Raw genomic sequence first — 22,908 nt, 5'->3', positions numbered from 1 at the left:
CAGACAATTATTTTACAATTGAATTCATTGAACAAAGATACATAATATTTAATCGAATGAGACTTCCCGGTTTTCCCCGGTATTGATGATGCTCATTGTGTGGTAACTAAGACCGTAAAGCTCTTCTTCATATACTTCCGGCCATTCTATGATACACAAAAAAGCGTTGTCCAGATATTCTTCGATTCCTATGTCGTAGACTTCTTCAATATTTTTTAAGCGGTAAAGATCAAAGTGATAAACTTTTCCTTTGGGTGTATTATATTCATTAATGATAGAATAAGTGGGAGAGCTTACCTCATCTGAGCTTCCCAGATTTTTAAGCAAAAACTGTGTAAAGGTGGTTTTCCCTGCTCCCAGATTTCCTTTCAGCAGGAAAATATGATGTTTTAATTTCGGGATAATCTGATCGACGATATTCTGCCAGTCTCCGATACTTTTTATATTGAATTGCATAAAAGTAATTTGGTGCAAAAATAGTGAATTTTTAGAGTTCTGAGAGTCGGCGGATTTGGGGAATTGATGTCATATTGTTGAATAACAAGAGAATTCATTATGAAAAGAAAATTTAATTTAGATCCTGCAATTAGCCTTCGGTTCCCGGCTTTGAGCTTCCCAATCTTCTTACACGCAAACTCTCAAATTTTCCTTATTTTTACATCATGATTTCCAAACAGACCATAGATAAAATATTCTCCACAATCAGGGTTGAAGAGATTGTGGGTGAATATGTGCAATTGAAGAGGGCAGGGTCTAATTATAAAGGGCTGAGCCCGTTTCACGATGAAAAATCTCCCAGTTTTGTAGTTTCACCAAGTAAACAGATATGGAAAGATTTCTCTACCGGAAAAGGAGGAACGGCTATTTCTTTCTTAATGGAAATTGAAAACTTTACCTATCCTGAAGCACTTCGTCATGCAGCTAAGAAATACGGTATTGAGATTGAAGAAGATCAGCGTGAGTTTTCTGAAGAAGCAAAAAATGCACAGTCTGAGAAAGATTCATTGTATAAGATCCATGAAATAGCCAATGATTTTTTTCAAAATTTCCTTTGGGAAGCTGAAGAAGGAAAAAGTATAGGACTTGCTTATTTCAGGGAGCGTGAGCTTAAAGATGATATTATCAGAAAGTTCCAGCTTGGTTATTCTCCCGAAAAGAAAAATGCATTTACAGCTTATGCTTTAGACAAGGGATATAATAAAGAAATTCTTGAAAAATCCGGGCTATCCATTTTTCCGGAAAATACACCTTCAGGAGTAGACCGTTTTCGGGAAAGGGTAATATTCCCGATTCATAGCTTTTCCGGGCGGGTTTTGGGATTTGGAGCCAGAATCCTGAAAAATAATGTCAAAACAGCGAAATACCTCAATTCTCCGGAGACGGAAATTTATCATAAATCCAATGTCCTTTACGGGTTAAATCAAGGTAAGCAGGCTATTTCAAGAAAAAATGTCTGTCTTTTGGTAGAGGGATATATGGATGTGATCTCCCTTCATATGTCCGGGATTGAAAACGTGGTGGCAAGTTCCGGAACATCTTTAACAACGGAGCAGATCAAACTTATCAAAAGGCTTACGGAAAACGTAACCATTCTTTTCGACGGAGATAATGCAGGGATTAAAGCCAGTTTCCGAAGTATAGATATGCTCCTCACAGAGGGGATGAACATTCGTGTCCTGCTTTTCCCTGAAGGAGATGACCCGGATTCCTTTGCCAGAAAACATCCGCAGGATTATGTTGAAAAATTCATCGAAAATGAAGCGATGGATTTTATTGATTTTAAGGCTGAAATACTTTTAAAAGAAGCAGGAAATGATCCTATCAAGAAAGCCGAAGCCATCCGGAATATTGTAAAATCGGTTGGTTTTGTGCAAAATGCCCTGAAAAGAGAGGTGTATCTTAAAGAGGTTTCCAATAAATTCGGGCTTTCTGAGCAGAGTTTGTTTAATGAGCTTGATGTTCAGAAGCAGATCACACAGAACCAGACACAGTATGTTCAGCAAAAGGAAAATGCTCCCGCTAAAATGGAAATTGTTCCTTTGGATGAGGATAAAGGAGATCCGTTTTTATATGATGTCTTATTTATGGAAAGCAAACTTGTCGATCATATGCTGATGTTTGGCGATGTTGTCTTGAACAGGAAGGATGAAAAAAACGGAGAATACCAGATAACGGTTATTGAAGAAATTCTGCATCATTTTGAAGAAGAAAATTATGAATTTTTAGTTAAAGGAAATGAGATTATCATCAATCAGGTGAAAGAAGGAATTGAGAATGATGAGCTCAGAAGCGGAAGTTTTTTTGTATCTTTTATGGAGGAAGAAATTACTTCTAAGGTTGTTGATGCCCTGATCCCTTTGGATGAGCTTGAAAACTGGTCTTCCAGAAATATTTATCCTCCGAATTACGGAGACAAAATAGCAGAACAGGTAGAGGGTGATGTCCTTTTGCATAAATACCGGTATATTGATTATCTAATTAAAGAAACCGGTCGTGAGCTTGATGAGCACCGTGATAATGATGAGGTGAAATATTTTGAGCTTTTAAAAAAAATTACGTTACTGAAGCAGGTCTCAATGAAATTAAGTGATATTATTGAATATTCTCCGATAAAAGGTATTTACGGAGGCAGTAAAAAGTAGTTTACAGACAAACTGTTGCTCAATAAGTTTCCCTGCTGTGACAAAAAGTCCTATAAAATTTTAGGAATAAAAGTTGTAATTTAAATTTCAGATAAATTGTAAAATAATACAAATAGAAATATGGACATTAAAAAAGAATTCAGAGATTTCTCTGTAAAGCATTTAGGAAACAGCGGTCTGGTTACCGATCAGTATATGGGAATGTATGGTCCAACGAATCTTACGCCATACATTATGGAAGAAAGAAGATTAAATGTAGCCCAGATGGACGTTTTTTCACGTTTGATGATGGACAGAATCATCTTCCTGGGAACAGGGATTGATGATCAGGTTGCTAATATCGTTACGGCTCAGCTTTTATTCCTGGAAAGTGCTGACCCTTCAAAAGATATTCAGATCTACATCAACTCTCCCGGTGGTAGTGTATATGCCGGTTTAGGAATTTATGACACGATGCAGATCATTAAGCCTGATGTAGCAACCATCTGTACTGGTATTGCCGCTTCTATGGGAGCCGTATTACTGGTTGCCGGAGAAAAAGGAAAACGTTCTGCACTTAAGCATTCAAGAGTAATGATTCACCAGCCTTCAGGAGGTGCACAGGGAGTAGCTTCAGATATGGAGATCAACTTAAGAGAAATGCTGAAATTAAAGCAGGAGCTTTATGATATTATTGCAGAACATTCAGGACAGACTTATGAGTGGGTTGAGAAATCTTCTGACAGAGACTACTGGATGACTTCTGAGGAAGCCAAAAACTACGGAATGGTAGATGAGGTTCTACAAAGATCTAAAGAGAAGAAATAATTTTTCTTTAAAATATAGATGAAAGCGTGCCTGTTTGGTGCGCTTTTTTATTTTACATCTAAGAAATAATTAAAAAGTGATCTATCCCATTTAAGTTTAAATAATTAATATTTAAAACAGATTTATCATTACATTCAAGATCAGTTCACAATCGCTCTCTACATTCGCAGTCACAAAAAAGTTAATATGAAAAAACTTCTGTTATCTGTTCTTATGCTTACTGCTGCTATAGCCTGTAAGGATGATGATAATGCCAACAATAATGATGTCAATTATTCTAAATTACCCCAGGAATTTCCTTTTAATACTTTGACTACAATAAACGGAGTAGAAGTGATTAACGGCGGATTCGGGTCTGGTGCAACGGCACATCCTACGAGAAAAAGTGAATTTTATGTAATCACCGATCGCGGACCGAATACAGCGTATTTAAACGGGATAAAATTTTCAGCACCTAATTTTACGCCTACGATTATGCATTTTAAAATTAATGCCGAAGGGAATATTGAGGTGATCAGATATATTAAGCTTAAAAATCCTTCCGGACAGCCTATTACAGGGCTTCCAAATCCTGCGGGAATGGGAAGTACGGGTGAGACAGCTTATGATGTAAATGGAAATCCTTTAGGAACAGATAATTATGGACTTGACAGTGAAAGTATTGTAGCAGCAGCAGACGGCACATTCTGGGTTTCCGATGAATATGGCCCGCATATCGTTCATTACAGTGCTGATGGAGTGGAAATGGAGAGAATAAGCCCTATCGGAGTAAATACCGGAAACAGAAAATTACCCGCTGTTTTAGCGAAAAGAAGACCTAACAGGGGAATGGAAGGGATGTGCATGACTCCTGACGGAAAAATGCTGGTCGGCACAATGCAGTCGACAATGTATGTTCCTACAAAGGCCCTGGCAACCAATACAACTCTGACAAGAATTGTCACTTTTGACCTTGCAACAGGGCAGACAAAGCAGTATTTATATAAACAGGATGGCGGTGCTTCCGACTCTGTATGTGATATCACAGCAGTCAGTAACAGTGAATTCCTGGTGATTGAGAGAGACGGTAATTTCGGTTCTCAGGGCGGAATTAAAAAAGTATACAGAATCAACCTGACAGGTGCTTCAGATGTCAGCGGAACAGATCTTGCAGCTGTTGATGGACTGAAAATTAATGGCAAAACCCTTGAGCAAAGCAGTTGGAGTGAAATTTCAGCAGCCGGATTACAACCGGTTTCTAAAACTTTAGCAGTTGATCTGGTAACAAAAATAGGATACGAGCATGATAAATTTGAAGGAATTGTTTATTTAGGCAATAATAAGCTGGTGGTTTTTAATGATGATGATTTTGGTGTAGTAGATGATGGAAACGGAAATCCGAAAACTAAAATTCTTCCTAAGACAGGAAAACAGGACAAAGGAACTATGTATATAGTCGATATTCAATAATTAGATTTTGTAAAAGGCTGTTTCAGATATTTGAGACGGCTTTTTTAATTTTTATTGCGATCTGAGCTGAAGCATATAGAAGTTTTTAGTTTCCACGGATTTTACAGATTTATACTAGATGTTTATGGTTTAAATTATGGTATTTAGCTGCATTGAATCAATAGAAACGGGCTTTAGCCCGTTGTTTTAATAAACCACTTTCTTCCAATGGCTTTAGCCGAAACTTATAAGGAGTTTATGAAAAATAAAAGACTGCCTATTTTTTAGACAGTCTTTTTATCGTTATGAATGTTTTATTAATTAAAGCCTTCAATAATTTTAGAAAAATCCTCCAGTTTCAAAGCAGCTCCGCCAATCAATCCTCCATCAATATCCGGTTGGGAGAAGATCTCTTTTGCATTATCCGGCTTTACTGAGCCTCCGTAAAGGATAGATATTTCATCAGCAACTTCCTGACCGTATTTTGCAGCAATAATACTTCTGATATGAGCGTGGATCTCCTGGGCTTGTTCCGGAGTGGCTGTTTCACCTGTTCCGATCGCCCAAACTGGTTCGTAAGCAATCACCACTTTCTTAATTTCTTCTGCTGAAAGTGTAAATAAGGCTACCTCAGTTTGGTTTTTTACGACTTCAAAATGCTGACCAGCTTTTCTCTGTTCAAGAGTTTCACCATTACAGTAAACAGGAATCAAACCTTTATCAAGCGCTAATTTGATCTTTCTGTTGCAGTGAGAGTCTGTTTCTCCGTGATATTGTCTTCTTTCAGAATGTCCTATTAATGAGCCGTTTACATCGATAGACTCCAGCATGTCTGCAGAAAGTTCACCGGTATAAGCGCCACTTTCATGCTCACTCATGTCCTGAGAGAAAACACCGATCTCATCTTTTTCGAAGATATCTTTTGCCATCATTAAATATAAAGACGGTGGTGCGATCCACACTTCACATTTGGTTGTATTGTTATTTTTATAACTTAGTAATTGGATCATTAATTGCTGAGCATCAATTACATTTTTGTTCATTTTCCAGTTTCCTGCAACTATTTTTCTTCTCATATACTATTTATTGTTTATATATAAATTTTAATTTGTTTAAAGAGCTTATTAAATTATTATGAAATTTTCTAAAGGAATTAAGCTCTAATAATTTTTCAATTTCTATTTTTTGACCGATTAATTGGTATAATTCATTTATTTGCAAATCTTTTCTTCTTTTTTTAGGTTTTTCTTGATTTATGATTTGTAAAGCTTTTTTTATTTTGTCTTTAGGATCAGTAAAAGATTCAGGATTGCCATTAAGTTTTAAATCTGCTTTATTTTTGGCTGCGGAAATTACGTCAAGAAAAAGATCTATATCGGCTAACATCCAAGCTTCTATCATCTGAACAGGAATTATTGGGATAATTTCTTTACAGATTACTTCATTATCAATTGATTTTATCTCATCCATCAAGGGGTTGAATTTATCATTTAATACTTTAGAGTCATCTTTATGATCAGAATCATTATGTATTAAAAGAATGTTTATAAAGTTTTCTCTATGATGATTTCTATTTGCATCAATAATTTGATTTACAAAAGATTTTCCCGTATCTTTTTTAATTTCTTCAATATATATTTCAGTTGTCCCGCCGTATGCGAAAATTATTTCATCTATAGACCGTTTTACTATAGAAAATAAAAATCTATTATCTGTGGGACCTTCGGAGATTACTCCTATAAATAATTGACTACTTTTCATTTACTGAAGAAAAATTTCCTTTGTCTAAATAATCTTGAACTTCTACTATTGAGACTTTTCTATCTGTGAATAATTCAGCAATAAAGTTTTTATCAACAGGCGATAGCTTTGTGGTTTCAAATTTTATTTTGTTATCTCCAAAAAAATCAATTTTTGTAACCATTTTACTAAACCATAAAGACTTATTTTCATCGTTCCCATAAGTGGCCCAGAAATTACCGACTAGAACAGAAGAATGAGTATTTACAATTACTTGTTTTAAAGGCAGTTCATTATCAGAAAAATCTGTGCTGAGATCTGCCAATAAATCTAACATTGTAGAAATTCTAGCAGGATGTATTCCATTTTCAGGTTCTTCAAAACATAATAAACTTCCAAAGTTATCATCATATTCTAAAATACATAATGTTAGAATTCTTAATGTTCCTTCTGAAAGTACACGTGACGTGTATTCCTTTTTATCAACATCAATTAACTTTATGATAAATTGACGATTTTCTTTATCATCAAAAACTTTTACATCAATAAATTGAGGAAGAAATTTATTCAATTTTCTGGAAATCTCCTTTAGTGCAAAGTCATTATTAAGAGAAATCCTATATAAAGCGGCTGCCAAATTTTTACCAGAACTTGTAATTTCATCTTCCCCGTTACTTTTGTTAGTTGGTTCTCTTAAATCATCGGGGTTTAATTGTAGAAACTTCCAAGATTTCATCTCTTCTTTTGCGGCTAGTACATGTTTAAAATCAACATTATCAATACTACTTAAAACCGTTCTATTAGCATTAACAATTGGTATTTGGCGGAAAGTCCCTTTTGATCCATCTTGATGAATAACTACTGTATCAATACTATTTTTATTAATTGTATCTAAATAGGGTTTTCCTTTTCTATTTCCATCTACTTTTGGCCTCCATAATTCAATTTTATTTTTTGGAATTATTTTAATCCATAAGTCTTCATTATCTTTTTTTAAGTTAATAAGTTTTTCATGAATTACAGCAATATCATCTAATCCAGATGGGTTTACAAATCTTTTTAGTTTCAATTGATATTGAAGCCTAGTATATTTTAAAACAGCTTCATTACCCCATGCATCTTTTACTTTTTGATTCACAAGCATTTCTACCTCAAATTCCATTACATCTGCATATATACCTTTATCATACATGCTAAATAATTCTAAAAAATCTCCTCTTTGGCTTTGAAGTGCTTTTTTTATATTATCAGATTCTGCAAGTTTTGACAATAGCTCTAAAGCATCAAAAAGATTACTTTTACCAGAAGCATTTGTACCTGCGATTATAGTAAATGGGGTAAAAGTCATTTCAAAGTTATGAAATGATTTAAATCCGTTTATTTTAATCTTTGTAATCATTTTGTCAAAATTGTTGTTTTAAGAAGTGCAAAACAAATTTAATTATAATTTATTGATTAATTCCTTCTAATTTAAACATAAAAGCATAGACCAGAGCTGTATCCTTCAGGTAATCAAATCTTCCTGAAGCACCACCGTGGCCATAAGCCATATCTGTTTTTAATAATAATATATTTTTGTCGGTTTTCATATCTCTCAGCTTTGCCACCCATTTTGCGGGTTCAAAATATTGCACCTGAGAATCGTGTAAACCTGTTGTTACCAAAAGATTAGGGTAATTTTTCTTTTCTACATTTTCATACGGAGAATAGGATTTCATATAGAAATAAGCCTCTTTGTTATTGGGATTTCCCCATTCGTCGTATTCGTTGGTTGTCAATGGAATACTTTCATCAAGCATTGTATTCACTACATCCACAAACGGAACATGAGCAATTGCACCATTCCACAGATTGGGGCTCATATTAACGATAGCCCCCATCAGCAAACCTCCGGCGCTTCCTCCCTGAGCATACATATGTTTTGGCGAGGTATATTTTTCTTTAACCAGATATTCCCCTGCATCAATGAAGTCTGTAAAAGTATTTTTCTTTTTCATCATTTTACCGTCTTCATACCACTGTCTGCCCATTTCCTGGCCGCCACGGATATGAGCCATTACGTAAACAAAGCCTCTGTCTAAAAGACTTAATCTGGGGCTGCTGAAAGATGCATTTGAAGAATTTCCGTAAGAGCCATAAGCATAAAGCAATAATGGACTGTTCCCATTCCTCTTAAATCCTTTTTTGTAAACAATGGAAAGAGGGATTTGGGTGCCGTCTTTTGCTGTAGCAAAAAGTCTTTCTGTTACATAATTATCTTTATTGTAACCCCCAAGAACTTCCTGCTGTTTTAGTAATGTCCTTTTTCCGGTTTTTAAATCCTGCTCAAATTGAGAGCTTGGTGTGATCATAGAAGTATATCCGAAACGGAAATTATCCGTATTATACTCCGGATTTCCTGCGGGAGATACGGTATAGGTGGGCTCATCAAATTTTACAAACTCCTTTTTACCTGTTTTTCTGTCGAAGATCACCAACTGGGACAGGCCGTTTTGCCTCTCACTGAAAACCAGATAGTTTTTAAACTCACTGATTCCCTGCATCAATACATCTTTTCTGTGAGGAATAAAATCCTTCCAGTTCTCAACACCTGTTTTATCTAAAGGAGTTTCTACCACTTTAAAGTTTAAGGCATCTTTATTGGTTGTGATCAGGAACTTATCTTCCAAAGGAGTTATGGTATACAATACATCTTTTATCCTTGGCTGAAAAACCCTGAATGTTCCATTGGGATTATCTGCATTCAGGTATCTTGTTTCAGACGAGGTAGTGGCAGCAGAATAAATCAGAATAAATTTTTCGTTCTTTGATTTTTCTACACCGATATAATTGGATTTATCTTTTTCTTCATAAACCACAGCATCTTTTCCCGGATCTGTTCCCAGTGTATGCCTTTTGATCTTTTCAGATAATAGGGTTACAGGATTATTTTCTGTATAGTAGAGAGTTTTATTATCATTGGCCCATACTGCATCTCCTTCTGTGTTTTTAATGCCTAGATCAGTTGTTTTTCCTGTGGACAGGTCTTTCAGAAATAATTTATACTGTCTTCTGGAAACATCATCTACACCATAAACTATTTTGCTGTTATCCGGACTTATGCTAAATCCTGAAGCAGAATAATACGGATGTCCTTCAGCAAGCTGGTCAACATCCAGGATAATTTCTTCAGGAGCATTAAGGCTTCCTTTTTTTCTGCAATACTTGAAGTACTGTTTTCCGGTTTCTGTTCGGGTATAGTAATAATATCCGTTTTTAAAAGTAGGAACAGATTCATCTTTTTCCTTGATTCTGGCTTTCATTTCCTGGAAAAGTTTATCCCTAAAAGGTTCTGTATCTTTCATCATCCCCTCCCAGTAGCTGTTTTCTGCTTTCAGGTAGTCAACAATTTTTGTGGAATCTTTTCCTTTTTTGAAATAATCGATCATCCAGTAGTAGGGATCATTTACTTTATCTCCGTGTATTTCTCTGATATGTTCCTGTTTTTCCGCGATGGGAGCTTTAAGATCAGGAAATTTCTGAGCCTGAATTGTAGAAGCACTCATGATTAATAATCCTAAATAAAATTTTCTCATTGTTATATTTTGTTTGGTGTAAGCGGTTATTCGAGATGCCACATATTTTTTAAAAGCTTATAAAAAGTATGCTCTTCATCAGTTACTTTATGATCGGCTTTGATGAGGCTCTTAGCAAATTTTGCAAAATTTACACGCTCTTCTTCTGTAGAATCATCATGAAAACAGCGGGCATGAAACTCAAAATGATCTTTCCATTCTTCCGGCTGAAGTAAGGCAATTGTCTCCAGCTCGTTATCGAGATTTATTTTAAAAGGAAATTCGTCTGCCAGATATTGCTGAATAAGCATTCCTTCTTCAGGTGCAAATTCTCCGTCAACAGAAGAAAGTATCATTAATAAATGGTAACCGGCAATGGGCTTATTTGATTTTTGCATGAGTATGTTTAATTTTGATAATTGTATAGTTTTGGGTGATTATTCACCATTCACAACTGATCGTTTTAACTTATTTAATATAATCTTTTCCAGGCTGCTTATCTGCAATTTTACCATTTTGAAGGATCAGTACAAACGGGTTGCTTCGGGCTATGGTTTTGATGGCAGTTCCGTCCATCATTGCATTCTTAATGGTTTTAAAAGTATTCTGATCCGTCGAAACACCATAAATGACTGCTCCTTTCTGAGCATTTACTTTTGCCTCAACTTTTTGAAGAAGGTCAGCCGGAACATCTTTTGGATGATAGGAAAAAACTAAAATAGCTTTCGGAGCTTTGATGATTTCTTCTGTAAGTTCGATTCCTGTAGGATCTTCTATTTTAAATTTAACGATCTCAGATTTATAGCCTTCTTTTACCAGGACAGATTCATTTTTTCCTTCCTCGATTTTCCATGGAGAACCTTCTGCCCAGTATTTTGTTTCTTTAATATAATCGTCCTGGTTAACTTTTAAAACTTCTCCTGTTTTCTGATTTTTAAGAGAGTAAAAAGTTTTGTATTCAGACGGATTTTTAGCAATTTTTTCTTTTTCACTTTTGATATCGGTTCCGATCTTATAATCGCGGAAATCAATTAACGGTTCATGCAAGATTCCCTGGGCCATAATGTATACCATAGCCAATGAAAACAGACCTAATAACCAGTATTTGAATTTGGATGGAGATTTTTTTGTATTACTGTACTCATCTTTTCTGACAAAATCTTTCCGGTATAAAACAAATAAAATAATTAAGCCGGCCAAAAGAACAACATCTTTAATAAAGCTCTGCCAAGGGGTAAATTTGATCGCATCCCCAAAACATCCGCAGTCTGTCACTACATTATAATAAGCTGAGTAAAAAGTAAGAAAACCGAAAAATATGCAGAGTACAATCAATGCTGAAAGGGTAAATTTAAGTTTCAGCTTTACTAAAAGCATAAATCCTAAGAAAAGCTCCAATACCACTACAATTATAGAAAACAGAAGTGCAAATTTTTCAAAAAATGGCATATTGAAAACAGCAGGTGAAAAATATTCTTCCATTTTAAAGGAGAATCCTACCAGATCTACTGCTTTTACAAAGCCTGACAGAATAAAAATAACGGCAATAATGAAACGTAATAAACCTTTGATCATGTTAAATAGTTTTGGGTTCGAAATTGTTTTCCTTTTCAGAGAATTTTATAAGACAGAATACAGCATAATTCAGCATATCGAAATAATTGGCATCCAATCCTTCAGAAACGATTGTTTTTCCCTGATTGTCTTCAATCTGCTTTGTTCTGAGGACTTTCTGGTAAATAAGATCTGTAATGGATGAAATCCTCATATCCCTCCAGGCTTCCCCGTAATCATGATTTTTCTTTTCCATTAAGGCTCTGGCTTCATTGGCATATTTATCATAAAGGCTTAAAATCTCGTCATTATTCTCGTTAAAATCATTTGAAAGGCCTTTCTCAAGCTGAATAAGCCCGATGATAGAGTAGTTCACAATAGCAATGAATTCATCTTCTTCATTCTCATCCACCATTCTTTTATCAGTCATTTGTAACGTACGGATTCTGTTTACTTTGATGTAAATCTGGTCTGTAATGGAGCTTGGCCTTAACACCCTCCATGCAGCACCGTAATCCTGCATTTTTTTACTGAAAAGATCCCGGCACTGAACAATAACTTTCTGGAACTGTATTGAAGTTTTTAACATAAATTCTCTTAATCTTTCAAATATACGAATTCGGTTTTAGGTAACGGGAATGAGGGGGAAATTTTTGAGTGATGAGTTATAAATTATGAGTGATGAGTTTGATGGTTGAGAAAAGGATTTTAGATGAGAGTTTAAATTATCCTTGTCTGTTATTTATTCCAGATAATTCATCACTCATAATTTATAACTCATCACTCTAACTTATAACTCCCAAAAGTTTTTAATTTTGCAGTATGCGAAATCATTTATCATCGAATACTCATTCGTTAAACTGCAACGGTAAATTAATTGATCTGAATATACCCAGAATTATGGGGATTTTAAACCTTACTCCGGATTCGTTTTCGGATGGCGGAAAGTTTAATAATGAAAAATCAGCCTTGCAACATACAGAAAAACTGTTAAAAGACGGCGCAGAAATTATCGATATCGGTCCTCAATCCACACGTCCTAATGCGGAGTTTTTAAGCAGTACAGAGGAAATAGGAAGAATCGGAACGATTATTTCCCAGATTAAAAAAAAATTTCCAGAAGCCCTCATTTCGTTGGATACTTTTTATTCGGAAACAGTGAGGTTCGGTTATAATGAAGGGATTGATCTGATTAATGATATTTCGGGAGGGCAGTACGATGATACAATGTTTGATACTGCTGCTGAAACCGGACTTCCTTACATCCTGATGCATGTTAATCCATCTTACGGGACAATGCATGAAAGAATCAGATTTGAAGATATTACCATGGAAATTAACCGGTATTTTTCAGGAAAAATAAATGAACTGTTGCAAAAAGGAGTGAAAGATATCATTCTGGATCCCGGTTTCGGATTTGGGAAAACCATTGAAGATCAGATGAAAATGATCGATGAAGTAGAATATCTTGGGTTTGAAAAATTTCCTTTATTAATTGGTATTTCAAGAAAATCATTCATATATAAACCGCTCGGAAAATCGCCTTTGGATATCAACGAAGAAACACAGAAACTTCATATGAAAGTTCTGAAGCAGGGGGCAAAAATCCTGAGGGTCCATGATGTTGCCGAAGCCAAAAAAACGATTCAGAAGTTTGTAAAATTATGAGTTATGAATGATGAGTTATGAGTTATCATTCATAACTCTAAAAACTACCCAGCTTCTCAGAAAACTGTTTTGAAAATTCCTTTCTGTCTTCTTCCAGTTTTTCCTGTGCTGTTGGCAGAATATAGTTGAAAAGGATTTTGTCTTCATGATTGAGGAAGATAATTTCTTTTTCATTTCCGTCGATCATCTGGGCAAAGATTTCCCACATTGAGGTATCTTTTAATTTTAATAATTCAAAAAACTGATCTGCTTTTATTTCTATTTTTTGCATGTTGAAATATTTAATTGTTGTTAACCACCCCGTCAAAAATTCTGTTAGAATTTTCGCCACCCCTCCGTGGGAGGGGAATTGAGAGGATTAAAATTCCAATAGTTTTAATTTAAATTGTATGGCGAAGTTTTGTTTAAAATTCGGTGTTGTATAATAACCTACCCTGTAAAATAATCCCAAATTAAAATAGCTTGATAGAAAATTATTCCATTCTAAACCAACTTCCTGGTAGAGGTGATCCAGCTTTTTAAACTGAAACTGATGGTATTCCGGATGTTTCATACCACCGATGGTTCCTCTTAAAACAAAGTCAAAGCTTGAAACATTCTGGCCAATACTTTTGAAATAGAAAGGGAGTTTATGGGTAAAATAATAAGCAATGAATTTGTCATTATAAAATTTTCCTCCTTCCAGGGTTGCAAAACCAAGATAAGATGTAAGGTTGAAATTGATATCTCTGCCTGGAGAAGCAAGACCGTTCATGGTGAAATTTTTCCATATCGGGGCATTTCCCAGCACTAATCCGCCATATAGTCTGAATCCTGTTGTTCCCAGTATTGTTTTAAAATTATGAACAAAAAGTGCATCAAAACGGGTATAATTAAAATCTCCGCCCATTATTTTAAAACTTTGCTCATAATTGAAATAAAGTTCCGGATATTTCTGATCAATAATAGATTTCCCCTGAGGGGTCATGATATTGGTGGAATTCGGTGAAAATTTCAGGGTAAATAAAGTATTGAAATTTTCAAATGCCGGCCCCCGGTTTCTGAACTGATAATCAAACATAGCTTCCTCAAAATTTCTTCTGGCTGCGAAAATAACGGTAAGCCCGTTGGTGACATCATTCAGATAAGAGAGTGATGCTCCTCTGTAATGGAAGTATTTATCATTATTAAGGTTATTTCCGTAATTCATCATCCGCATTTTGAAATTCCATAGTTTCCTGTAAAATTCTCCTGATGAGGTTACATCGTTGTAATATTCAAGCCTGAAAAATGATTGTTTCTCAAGGGTGGTTTTCATATCAAGGCCGATTCCGTATTTCCATTTGTCGTCTTTAAAGCCGTATGCGAAATAATAATCCGGAGAAAAGTAAGGATTGAAGTTTTCATTAAGCTTGGCTTTCAGACCCACTCTGAATCCTTCATACAGGTTGTAGTTTACAATTTCATCCACTGCAAAATCGACAACTCCCACTCTGATCTGCCCATTGATCAACCCGGTTAATATTTTTGCTTTATTATCAATATTATAGAGTTTTCCAAGGCTGTCGATAGTTGTGTAGGTATTCTTTTCCCGCTCGGTTAAAGGGTCTGTTCTGTATAAATCAAGTGACTTTCCGTCAGCATTTTTTACAGAGAAAGTATAACCCTTGAAATCCTTTTGATTTTCTTCAACGGGCGATTTGAAATCAAAATATTTTGACGTAAGAAATGCATAGGTTCCGAAACTTCTCTTGTCTTTTTTGGGTAGGTTTTCTTTGGGCTGTTCCTTATTTTCCTCTTCTTCCATGCCCATTTTACTCATCCGCAGCCTAACGGTTTCATCAGAAAGAAACCACTTGTTATTGTAGAAAATCCAGGTGCTTGTAATAATTCCATCATTTTTAATTTTGCTGAAATTTTCTATTTTCTTTATTCCGTAAGTTTCTGTATCTATATAGATGGCACCGTTATATTTCCTCTTTTTATCCTTTTTTTTATAATTCACTTCACGGAAGCGGATGACAAAGTTTTTTCTCCCATCCAGTTCGAGGGTATCAGTAAGGAAGAACCTGTATAAACCTCTGTTTTCCTGCTTAATCTGGCCCGGGATTTTATCTCTGTTGCTTTGCTGTAAAGCAATCATTTCATAGATGGGCTGTTTCAATCCGGAGATTCTGTTGTCGAGAATATTGATTTTCTCACCGTATTTTTTAGAATATAAAAATTCCTGGGCTCTTTCCCAGAGAAACAATTTACTTTTTGAAAAGATCTGTCTTGCGGAAAGATTATTTATTGAATCTTTTTCTCTTTTTTTTCTGAAAAGGTTGGAATCATTAAAGAACTGGTTAAACTGGGAAATACTGTCTTCATCGATATCAAGAGAAACTTTTTCATAAGATTTGTAAGTATATGATTCCAGGCTTTTAGGTGAATTGTCCTTAAAATTCTGATTGACTTTTTTTAAAATATCCAATGCTCTCGGATCACTTTTGTCCTCAAGGATTACAGTTTCAATAGTAGTGGTTTTGGAAGAGTTTTTAAGCAACGAAACTTCCATATTATCGTCTACCGGAACTGTTTCTTTCTGGTAATGGCTTGCCCGGATTTCAACACTTCTGCATTGGGTTTTGAATTCTAAAATGCCTTGTGAATCTGTCCTGCCGATGATTTTACCATTGCAGAGAATTTCGGCTTGGGAAACAGGGGTTTTGTCCGACTCATCAATAACGGTAATTTTTGATTGTGAATAACCAAAAACAGATGTCCAGAAAAATATAACTAATAAGACCCTTTTCATGTAAAAAAACTTGTCAAAATTAATGATATTTCTTTTTTTTAAAAAGCTTTTTACAAAGTATTACTTTAGTTTTTTCTATCTGGTCTGATAGGATTTTACTATGATTGAGTTATTGTTAATTGTATAAATGTATGACCATACTATTCTGTAATTAATTTAATATTCTTTATGGAATCTGTTTTTCTAAAATGCATTTAATCTTATTTTTATTCCGACATTATCTTTGAATTCAGAGGTTTGGTAATATCCTAAACGATAAGATAAGCCTACCCCAAAATTCCTGCCCAGAAATCTGTTCCAGATAAATCCTACTTCCTGGTAGTAATGATCGAGCACCTGGAAATCGAACTGATGGTCTGTCCTGTTTTTTAAATTGCCTATGGCAGATTGATATTCAAGTTCTATATCTGAATATTTTGTCCCAAAAGTCTTAAATCTGAACGGAAGATTTTGTGATATTCTAAAAGCAACAAATTTATCTGCGAAAAATGTTCCTGAAGGCATTGTTGAAAATCCTAAATTGGATGGTGTGCTGATATTCGAATACCACTTATCAACGTTTTTGTCGTTCTGGCCGGCAATTTCAAAATTTTTCCAGATCGGTGCAGTTCCGGAAGATATTCCACCGAAAAGTTTCATATTGGTGTGGCCCAGTTTAGATCTGAACTGATGAATAATGAGTGCATCTAAACGATGATAATTAAGCTCACCACCTAAAATTTCAATTCCCTTTTCATAATTCACAAAAAGCTGGGGAAAGCTTTTTTCATAGGTGAATTTTCCGCCTGGAGTCATAATATTCTTATCGTTCGGAGCAAATTTTAAAGAAAGTGTAGTACTTATATTGTCAAAACTATTGCCCATATTTTTATACTGATAATCAAAAAATGCCTGTTGTTTTTCCTTATTTACCGCAATTTTCATGCTTAATGAATTCGTCAGGTCATAAAGGAAGGAAGCCCCCCATTTCTGATTTTTATAAAAAGTTGCATTGTGAAGGTCGAGATTAATATCTGAAACTTTCATCATCATATCCCACATATTATTGCTAAATCTTCCCGCTGCGAAAACATCATCTACATAATCGATACGGAAAACGGAGGTTCTTCTGTCGGAAAGTTTCATATCCAGACCCAGACCATATTTCCAGTGATGATCCTTAAAACCATAACCGAAATAGGCATCAGGTGAGAATGTTTTACTGAACCTTTCATTGAGCTTTACGCCGGCTCCCAAACGCAATCCCTGGTATTTATCATAACTGAAAAACTTGGTGAGGTCAAAATCAACGATTTTATAACGCAGATTTCCCCGCATTAATTGAGTTAAAAAGTTCAGTTTCTTTTCAAAATCGTGCTTTTGTACAAAGCTGTCAATTTTTGTGTAGGTTGAATTTTCTCTTGCCGTAAGACTGTCAGTTCTGTATTGCTGAAGCAGGCTTCCGTCTGTGTTTTTCATTTCAAGGGAATAGCCTTTAAAATCGGATGCTTTCTGTGCTTCATTCAGATTAAAATCAAAGAAACGGTTTTTTACATACAGATAATTTCCAAACTTCTTTTTGTTGTATTGGGTCCTTTCTCCCTCTTTTAGACTGTCTTTTTTAGAAGTGTTGAAAGATTGGCTGCTCATTTTTAATTTAATATCCTCATAATCTAGAAACCATTTATTATTGATGGGCTTCCAGACAGAAACAATGTTCCCTTCGTTTTGTTTTTTATTAACACTTTCAAACTTTTTCAGGGCAAAGTTTTCAGCGTCTATATATATTTTACCATTAAATTTTCTTGGATTCTGTTTTTTCTTATCTGTAATTTCTTTGAATTTGATAACATAGGTTTTTCTGCCGTCCATCTGTAAAGTATCAGAAAGATAGAAATTAAATAATTTCCTGTTTTCCGGTCTTAGCTGTCTCGGAACTCTGTCTAAATTAGAAATATTAATAGCCAAAGCCTCATAAATCGGATTTTTAAATCCCGACATTCTGTTGTCTATGATATTGGTTTTTTCACCAAATTTCCGGGAATATTTGTATTCCGTTGCTTTTTCCCAAAGAAACATCTGGCTTTCCTCTGTTGCATTGATAAAATCTTCGGTGATCAGCGAATCTTTTTTTTCGCCTTCTTTTTGCCTGAATTCTCTTTTTTCAGCTTTTGAAAGTGAATCTTTCCTGACAGCCAGGAAGTTTTTAAAGATGTCAACAGAATCCTGATCTACATCAATAGAAAACTTTGAATAAGATTTAAAATTATATGAATCCAAAGATTTTGGAGAATTTTCTTTGGCTCTTTTATTAACTTCATCCAAAATTTTCAGAGCTCTGGGATCACTTTTATCCGTAATGACAACCCTGTCGATATTATCCCTCTTCTCAGATAATGGCTGCAAAGACACTTCCATCGTTTTTTTTACATCTGATAAAGCATCTTCAAAATTACTGGCAAGAATTTCCACTTTTTTACATTTTGTTTTGAATGATAACATGCCTTCGTGGCTGGTTTTGCCGAGCAAGTTGTCATCACAGTAAACCGCTGCATTCTGAATAGGCTGGTTGTTGGTTTTGTTGAGAACCTTGAGTTGGCTCTGGCTGAAAAATAAAACCGTAAAAAATAGAAATAAAGAGGATAAAAGCTTTGTCATTAGTTTTTTATAGATAAGACAAAACTATAGATAAGAAGGTTACAAAACCATAGGGGAAAATATAATGTTTTGTTAAAAATTTAAATAAAATCAGCTGTATTGAACAATAATACAGCTGATTTAAGAGTTGTTCAAATGAAATAATGAACAATTATTTTAGATTTTAAATCTTTTTTGAATTGTAAAATTAAACATTCAGTGCTTTTTGATACGCATTTTCCAGGCCGTCAAGGTTTTTTCCGCCTGCAGTGGCAAAACCTGAGTTTCCGCCGCCGCCGCCCTGGATTTCTTTAGCTAGATCTTTTATGATAGCTCCTGCCTGATAATTAGCTGCTAAATCATCAGAAACCCCAACAGTGATCATTGGTTTACCATCTGCATCAGAAAGTATGATTGTCACAGAGGTCGGAATTTCTCTTTTCAGCTGGAATACAATGTCTTTTACAGATCCTGCATCAAGAGACGTTTTCTTCACTAAAAGCTGTTTATCTCCTTTCTGTTCATAAGCGTTTTTCCAATCACTGATTTCTCCTTTTGCTTTTTCTTTCTTCAAGGCATCAACTTCAGATCTTAATGAAGCGTTTTCTTCGATTAATTTTTCAATCGATTTTACAATATCTTTAGATTTCAGCAATTGTGAAAGTTCTGTAACCTGCTTCTCTAAATTTTTGAAATATTCTTCAGACTTATCTCCCGAAATGGCTTCAATTCTTCTGATTCCCGCAGCAGCAGAGCTTTCGGAAACAATTTTAAAGTGACCGATTTCAATGGTATTTTTTACGTGAGTTCCTCCACAAAGTTCTTTTGAACTTCCAAATTGGATCATTCTCACATAATCACCGTATTTTTCACCGAAAAGACCTGTGGCTCCCTTATCAAAAGCTTCTTTGATCGGAATATTTCTGAATTCCTGTAAAGCGATACTGTCTTTGATTTTCTGGTTTACTTTATTTTCAACTAAAGCTAATTCCTCCTCTGTCATTTTATTGAAATGGGAGAAGTCAAAACGCAGATAATCAGGGCCGACAAATGAACCTTTCTGCTCAACGTGAGTTCCTAAAACTTCTCTCAGAGCTTCATGCAACAGGTGGGTTACAGAGTGGTTAGCCTGAGAGTTCTTTCTGTCAGCTGCATTTACTTTAGCATAGAAAACTGCACCTGCATCTTTAGGAAGTCCGCTGATTAAAGAAATAATCAATCCGTTTTCCTTTTTAGTTTCTAAAACGTCAAAGCTTTCAACAGCATTTTCAAGAATCCCTTTATCACCGATCTGTCCACCACCTTCAGGGTAGAAAGGTGTTTCGCTCAATACCACCTGATAAAATTCACCGTCTTTATTTTCTACTTTTCTGTATCTTGTAATGTAAGTTTCAGATTCAATTTTATCATAACCGACAAAGTTTTCATCTCTTTCTTCCAGGGTTACCCAGTCGTAAACTTTTTGAGCAGAATCTTCTTTTGAACGCAATCTTTGTTTTTCCCTTTCAGCTTTAAAGCCTTCTTCATCAATCGTCAAACCTTTCTCTTCCGCGATAATTCTTGTTAAATCATCCGGGAAACCATAAGTATCATACAATTCGAAAACTTCCAGGGTAGGTAATATCTTTTGATTGTCGGCAATCGTCTGCTGAATTAATTTTTCAACTCTGATCAATCCGGTTTCAATGGTTTTAAGGAAAGATTCTTCTTCACTTTTAATCACTTCGGTTACCAGCGTTCCCTGTTTTTCAAGTTCCGGGAAGAATTTTCCCATTTGCTCCTGAAGAACGGCAACTAATTTATAAAGGAAAGGCTCTTTCATCCCCAGGAATCTGTAAGAATAAGAAATACCTCTTCTCAGGATTCTTCTGATCACATAACCTGCTCCTCCGCTTGAAGGTAACTGTCCGTCTGCAATTGCAAAAGAAACGGCTCTGATATGGTCTACCACCACACGGATGGCAATATCTTTTTCGTCTTCTAAAGTCCCTGTATATTTCTTTCCTGAAAGCTCTTCAACCTTAGCAATCAGCGGAGTGAAAACATCGGTGTCATAATTGGAGGATTTCCCCTGAAGCGCCATGCAAAGACGTTCAAAGCCCATTCCGGTATCAACGTGGCGCGCAGGAAGCTTTTCCAGGGATTTATCAGCTTTTCTGTTGAATTCCATGAAAACCAGGTTCCAGACCTCTACCACCTGAGGGTGGTCGTTATTCACAAGATCAAGTCCTGAAATTTTAGCTTTTTCTTCCGGTGTTCTCAAGTCAACATGAATTTCCGAACATGGCCCGCAAGGTCCGCTTTCACCCATTTCCCAGAAATTATCTTTCTTATTTCCATTGATAATTCTGTCTTCGGAAATATGGGATTTCCAGAAATCATAAGCATCCTGGTCTCTTTCAAGATTTTCAGCAGCATCTCCTTCAAAAATCGTTACATACAGGTTTTCTTTCGGAATTCCGTAAACTCCCGTCAATAGTTCCCAGGCAAAAGCAATAGCATCTTTTTTGAAATAATCACCGAAAGACCAGTTTCCCAACATTTCAAACATGGTGTGATGATAAGTATCTCTACCTACATCATCCAGGTCATTGTGCTTCCCTGAAACTCTCAGACATTTCTGTGTATCGGCAATCCTCGGGGCGGCAGGTGTTTTGTAGCCCAGGAAGAAATCCTTAAACTGTGCCATTCCGGAATTGTTAAACATTAGAGTAGGGTCGTCTTTCAACACAATTGGTGCTGAAGGAACGATAAGGTGGCCTTTGCTTTTAAAATAATCTAAAAATTTTTGACGTATCTCTTGTGATGTCATAATGATATATGTTGCTTTGCTTTTTACAATTTTTTGATAAGATGCAAATTTAAGATTTTTAAAGTAATGTAAAAGAATAGTTTTACGTTTTAAATTGTTTATAAAATTTACATTTCGTTATTTCAATGAAGAAGAAATTTATTGTTTTCAATCCTATAAACTTCCATCATCCGGCTTCCTTCTCTTTAGTAGCTATTTTCCCTTTTTCGCTGTAATCCAGACCGGGAAAAATTGACTGTTGACCATTCCCTTTTAAAATTTACATTATTAACCACCCCGTCAAAAATTCTAAAAGAATTTTCGCCACCCCTCCAGAGGAGGGGAATTTAGTGATACATATTTCTTGTACTTTTCCTTTTAACTTATTATCTTCGTTATGATCTGAAAAGATAAAGATTAATATGACGAAAAATGAAGTACTGAAAAGTTGGGTGGAGCAATATTCCGGGGCTCTTTTGAGAAGGGCTATGTATCTGCTTTCAGATAAGGGTGAAGCTGAAGATGTTGTTCAGGAGGTTTTTCTGTCTGCTTTTACGTCATATGATTCTTTTGAAGAAAAAAGTAAACCCTTAACCTGGCTTTACAGCATTCTTAATTATAAAGTTTCCGATTTTTACCGAAAAAAGTATAAATCGGAACCACAGATCAGTCTTGATCATTTTTTTGATGAAACAGGTTCATGGAAAAATAATGATGTGCTGAATGATTGGGATGCTTCAGATAAAGAAACGGAGCTTTTGGATGATCAGAATTTTAATAAGACTCTGGAAGATTGTATTGAAGAATTACCGGTCAGATGGAAAATTCCACTAAAAATGTATTATCTTCATGAAAAAAAAGCACCGGAAGTAAGTCAGGAATTAAATATTTCTACGACTAATCTATGGAAGATTCTTCAACGAAGTAGAATGCAGCTGAGAGAATGCCTGGATTTTAACTGGTTTGCGAGATCGTAATGAATTATAAAAAATGTTAAAAAAAATTATTCATCTGATATTTTTGCCTTGCCGTGAAGCAACCCTGCTCATGGAAAAAAGAAATGCACAGACCATTTCCAGGAAAGAAGACTGGAAGCTTTCCGTGCATCTTAAAATCTGTAAATGGTGCAGGGCATACAAAGAAAAGCTGGAAATTTTAGACGATATTTTGAAAAGAAAACTTTCTCAGAAAGAGGAGAGTGAAGTTAATCAATCTGATATTCAGGATTTTAAAAACAAAGTGCTCGAAAAATTAGACATTTAAGAAAAACTTTGTCAGGATTTTGAAATTGTTCCGACTATACTTTTGAAAATATTAAAGTAGTCATTCAAA

General features: G+C 35.2%; 18 protein-coding genes. 6 read left to right on the top strand and 12 right to left on the bottom strand.

Translation table 11 applies throughout. The annotated features are described in order from the left end of the window. Window positions 1–48: 48 nt before the first annotated feature. Window positions 49–456 (bottom strand): tRNA (adenosine(37)-N6)-threonylcarbamoyltransferase complex ATPase subunit type 1 TsaE, encoded by a 408-nt coding sequence (gene tsaE, locus PMI13_RS08420; RefSeq protein WP_007842703.1) that lies wholly within the window; start codon window positions 454–456, stop codon window positions 49–51. Between the two features lie 206 nt (window positions 457–662). Between tsaE and dnaG the strand changes: the two genes are divergently transcribed. The 3 genes from dnaG (at window position 663) to PMI13_RS08405 (ending at window position 4,898) form a co-directional block, all read left to right on the top strand. Continuing rightward, window positions 663–2,642 (top strand): DNA primase, encoded by a 1,980-nt coding sequence (gene dnaG, locus PMI13_RS08415; RefSeq protein WP_007842701.1) that lies wholly within the window; start codon window positions 663–665, stop codon window positions 2,640–2,642. A gap of 120 nt (window positions 2,643–2,762) precedes the next feature. Then, on the top strand, window positions 2,763–3,449 hold the full coding sequence (clpP, locus tag PMI13_RS08410) for an ATP-dependent Clp endopeptidase proteolytic subunit ClpP (protein ID WP_007842699.1): 687 nt from the start codon (window positions 2,763–2,765) through the stop codon (window positions 3,447–3,449). A 186-nt stretch (window positions 3,450–3,635) separates the two neighbouring features. Next, the gene (locus PMI13_RS08405; RefSeq protein ID WP_007842697.1) at window positions 3,636–4,898 is read left to right on the top strand and encodes an esterase-like activity of phytase family protein; all 1,263 of its coding nucleotides are present in this window, start codon (window positions 3,636–3,638) and stop codon (window positions 4,896–4,898) included. Between the two features lie 296 nt (window positions 4,899–5,194). Here PMI13_RS08405 and tpiA read toward each other — a convergent pair whose 3' ends face one another. The 7 genes from tpiA to PMI13_RS08370 all read right to left on the bottom strand — a co-directional run bounded on the left by tpiA (window position 5,195) and on the right by PMI13_RS08370 (window position 12,314). Next, window positions 5,195–5,953: a triose-phosphate isomerase gene (tpiA, locus tag PMI13_RS08400; protein ID WP_007842695.1), complete on the bottom strand. Its 759-nt coding sequence runs from the start codon at window positions 5,951–5,953 to the stop codon at window positions 5,195–5,197. 7 nt (window positions 5,954–5,960) lie between these two features. Further along, window positions 5,961–6,638, bottom strand: coding sequence for a DUF4276 family protein (locus PMI13_RS08395; RefSeq protein ID WP_007842694.1), 678 nt, complete (start codon window positions 6,636–6,638; stop codon window positions 5,961–5,963). Further along, the gene (locus PMI13_RS08390) at window positions 6,628–8,016 is read right to left on the bottom strand and encodes an AAA family ATPase (protein ID WP_007842692.1); all 1,389 of its coding nucleotides are present in this window, start codon (window positions 8,014–8,016) and stop codon (window positions 6,628–6,630) included. The genes PMI13_RS08395 and PMI13_RS08390 overlap by 11 nt, the downstream gene beginning before the upstream one ends. Before the next feature lie 49 nt (window positions 8,017–8,065). Then, on the bottom strand, window positions 8,066–10,192 hold the full coding sequence (locus tag PMI13_RS08385) for a S9 family peptidase (protein WP_034670245.1): 2,127 nt from the start codon (window positions 10,190–10,192) through the stop codon (window positions 8,066–8,068). A gap of 26 nt (window positions 10,193–10,218) precedes the next feature. Next, complete coding sequence (locus PMI13_RS08380; protein WP_007842687.1) at window positions 10,219–10,569, bottom strand: tellurite resistance TerB family protein; 351 nt, start codon at window positions 10,567–10,569, stop codon at window positions 10,219–10,221. A 70-nt stretch (window positions 10,570–10,639) separates the two neighbouring features. Then, complete coding sequence (locus tag PMI13_RS08375) at window positions 10,640–11,746, bottom strand: BT_3928 family protein (protein WP_007842686.1); 1,107 nt, start codon at window positions 11,744–11,746, stop codon at window positions 10,640–10,642. Between the two features lies 1 nt (window position 11,747). Continuing rightward, window positions 11,748–12,314, bottom strand: a complete 567-nt coding sequence (locus PMI13_RS08370) for a DUF1599 domain-containing protein (RefSeq protein ID WP_007842684.1) — start codon at window positions 12,312–12,314, stop codon at window positions 11,748–11,750. A gap of 233 nt (window positions 12,315–12,547) precedes the next feature. Here PMI13_RS08370 and folP point away from each other — a divergent pair, with 233 nt between their 5' ends. Then, window positions 12,548–13,393 (top strand): dihydropteroate synthase, encoded by an 846-nt coding sequence (folP, locus tag PMI13_RS08365; RefSeq protein WP_007842682.1) that lies wholly within the window; start codon window positions 12,548–12,550, stop codon window positions 13,391–13,393. 37 nt (window positions 13,394–13,430) lie between these two features. Here folP and PMI13_RS08360 read toward each other — a convergent pair whose 3' ends face one another. The 4 genes from PMI13_RS08360 to alaS form a co-directional block, all read right to left on the bottom strand. Continuing rightward, window positions 13,431–13,664 (bottom strand): hypothetical protein, encoded by a 234-nt coding sequence (locus PMI13_RS08360; protein ID WP_007842677.1) that lies wholly within the window; start codon window positions 13,662–13,664, stop codon window positions 13,431–13,433. Between the two features lie 87 nt (window positions 13,665–13,751). Continuing rightward, window positions 13,752–16,169 (bottom strand): hypothetical protein, encoded by a 2,418-nt coding sequence (locus tag PMI13_RS08355; RefSeq protein ID WP_007842674.1) that lies wholly within the window; start codon window positions 16,167–16,169, stop codon window positions 13,752–13,754. Window positions 16,170–16,352: 183 nt separating this feature from the next. Beyond that, the gene (locus PMI13_RS08350; RefSeq protein ID WP_007842672.1) at window positions 16,353–18,806 is read right to left on the bottom strand and encodes a DUF5686 family protein; all 2,454 of its coding nucleotides are present in this window, start codon (window positions 18,804–18,806) and stop codon (window positions 16,353–16,355) included. Between the two features lie 187 nt (window positions 18,807–18,993). Then, on the bottom strand, window positions 18,994–21,597 hold the full coding sequence (alaS, locus tag PMI13_RS08345) for an alanine--tRNA ligase (RefSeq protein WP_007842670.1): 2,604 nt from the start codon (window positions 21,595–21,597) through the stop codon (window positions 18,994–18,996). 401 nt (window positions 21,598–21,998) lie between these two features. Here alaS and PMI13_RS08340 point away from each other — a divergent pair, with 401 nt between their 5' ends. Both PMI13_RS08340 and PMI13_RS08335 read left to right on the top strand, forming a co-directional pair. Beyond that, window positions 21,999–22,553: an RNA polymerase sigma factor gene (locus PMI13_RS08340; protein ID WP_007842668.1), complete on the top strand. Its 555-nt coding sequence runs from the start codon at window positions 21,999–22,001 to the stop codon at window positions 22,551–22,553. A 13-nt stretch (window positions 22,554–22,566) separates the two neighbouring features. Next, the gene (locus tag PMI13_RS08335; protein WP_007842665.1) at window positions 22,567–22,839 is read left to right on the top strand and encodes a hypothetical protein; all 273 of its coding nucleotides are present in this window, start codon (window positions 22,567–22,569) and stop codon (window positions 22,837–22,839) included. Window positions 22,840–22,908 lie beyond the last annotated feature (69 nt).

Source organism: Chryseobacterium populi, from assembly GCF_000282115.1.
GTDB lineage: Bacteria > Bacteroidota > Bacteroidia > Flavobacteriales > Weeksellaceae > Chryseobacterium > Chryseobacterium populi.
Note: the sequence above shows the minus strand (reverse complement) of the source record. Positions and strands in the feature narration are given on the sequence as shown.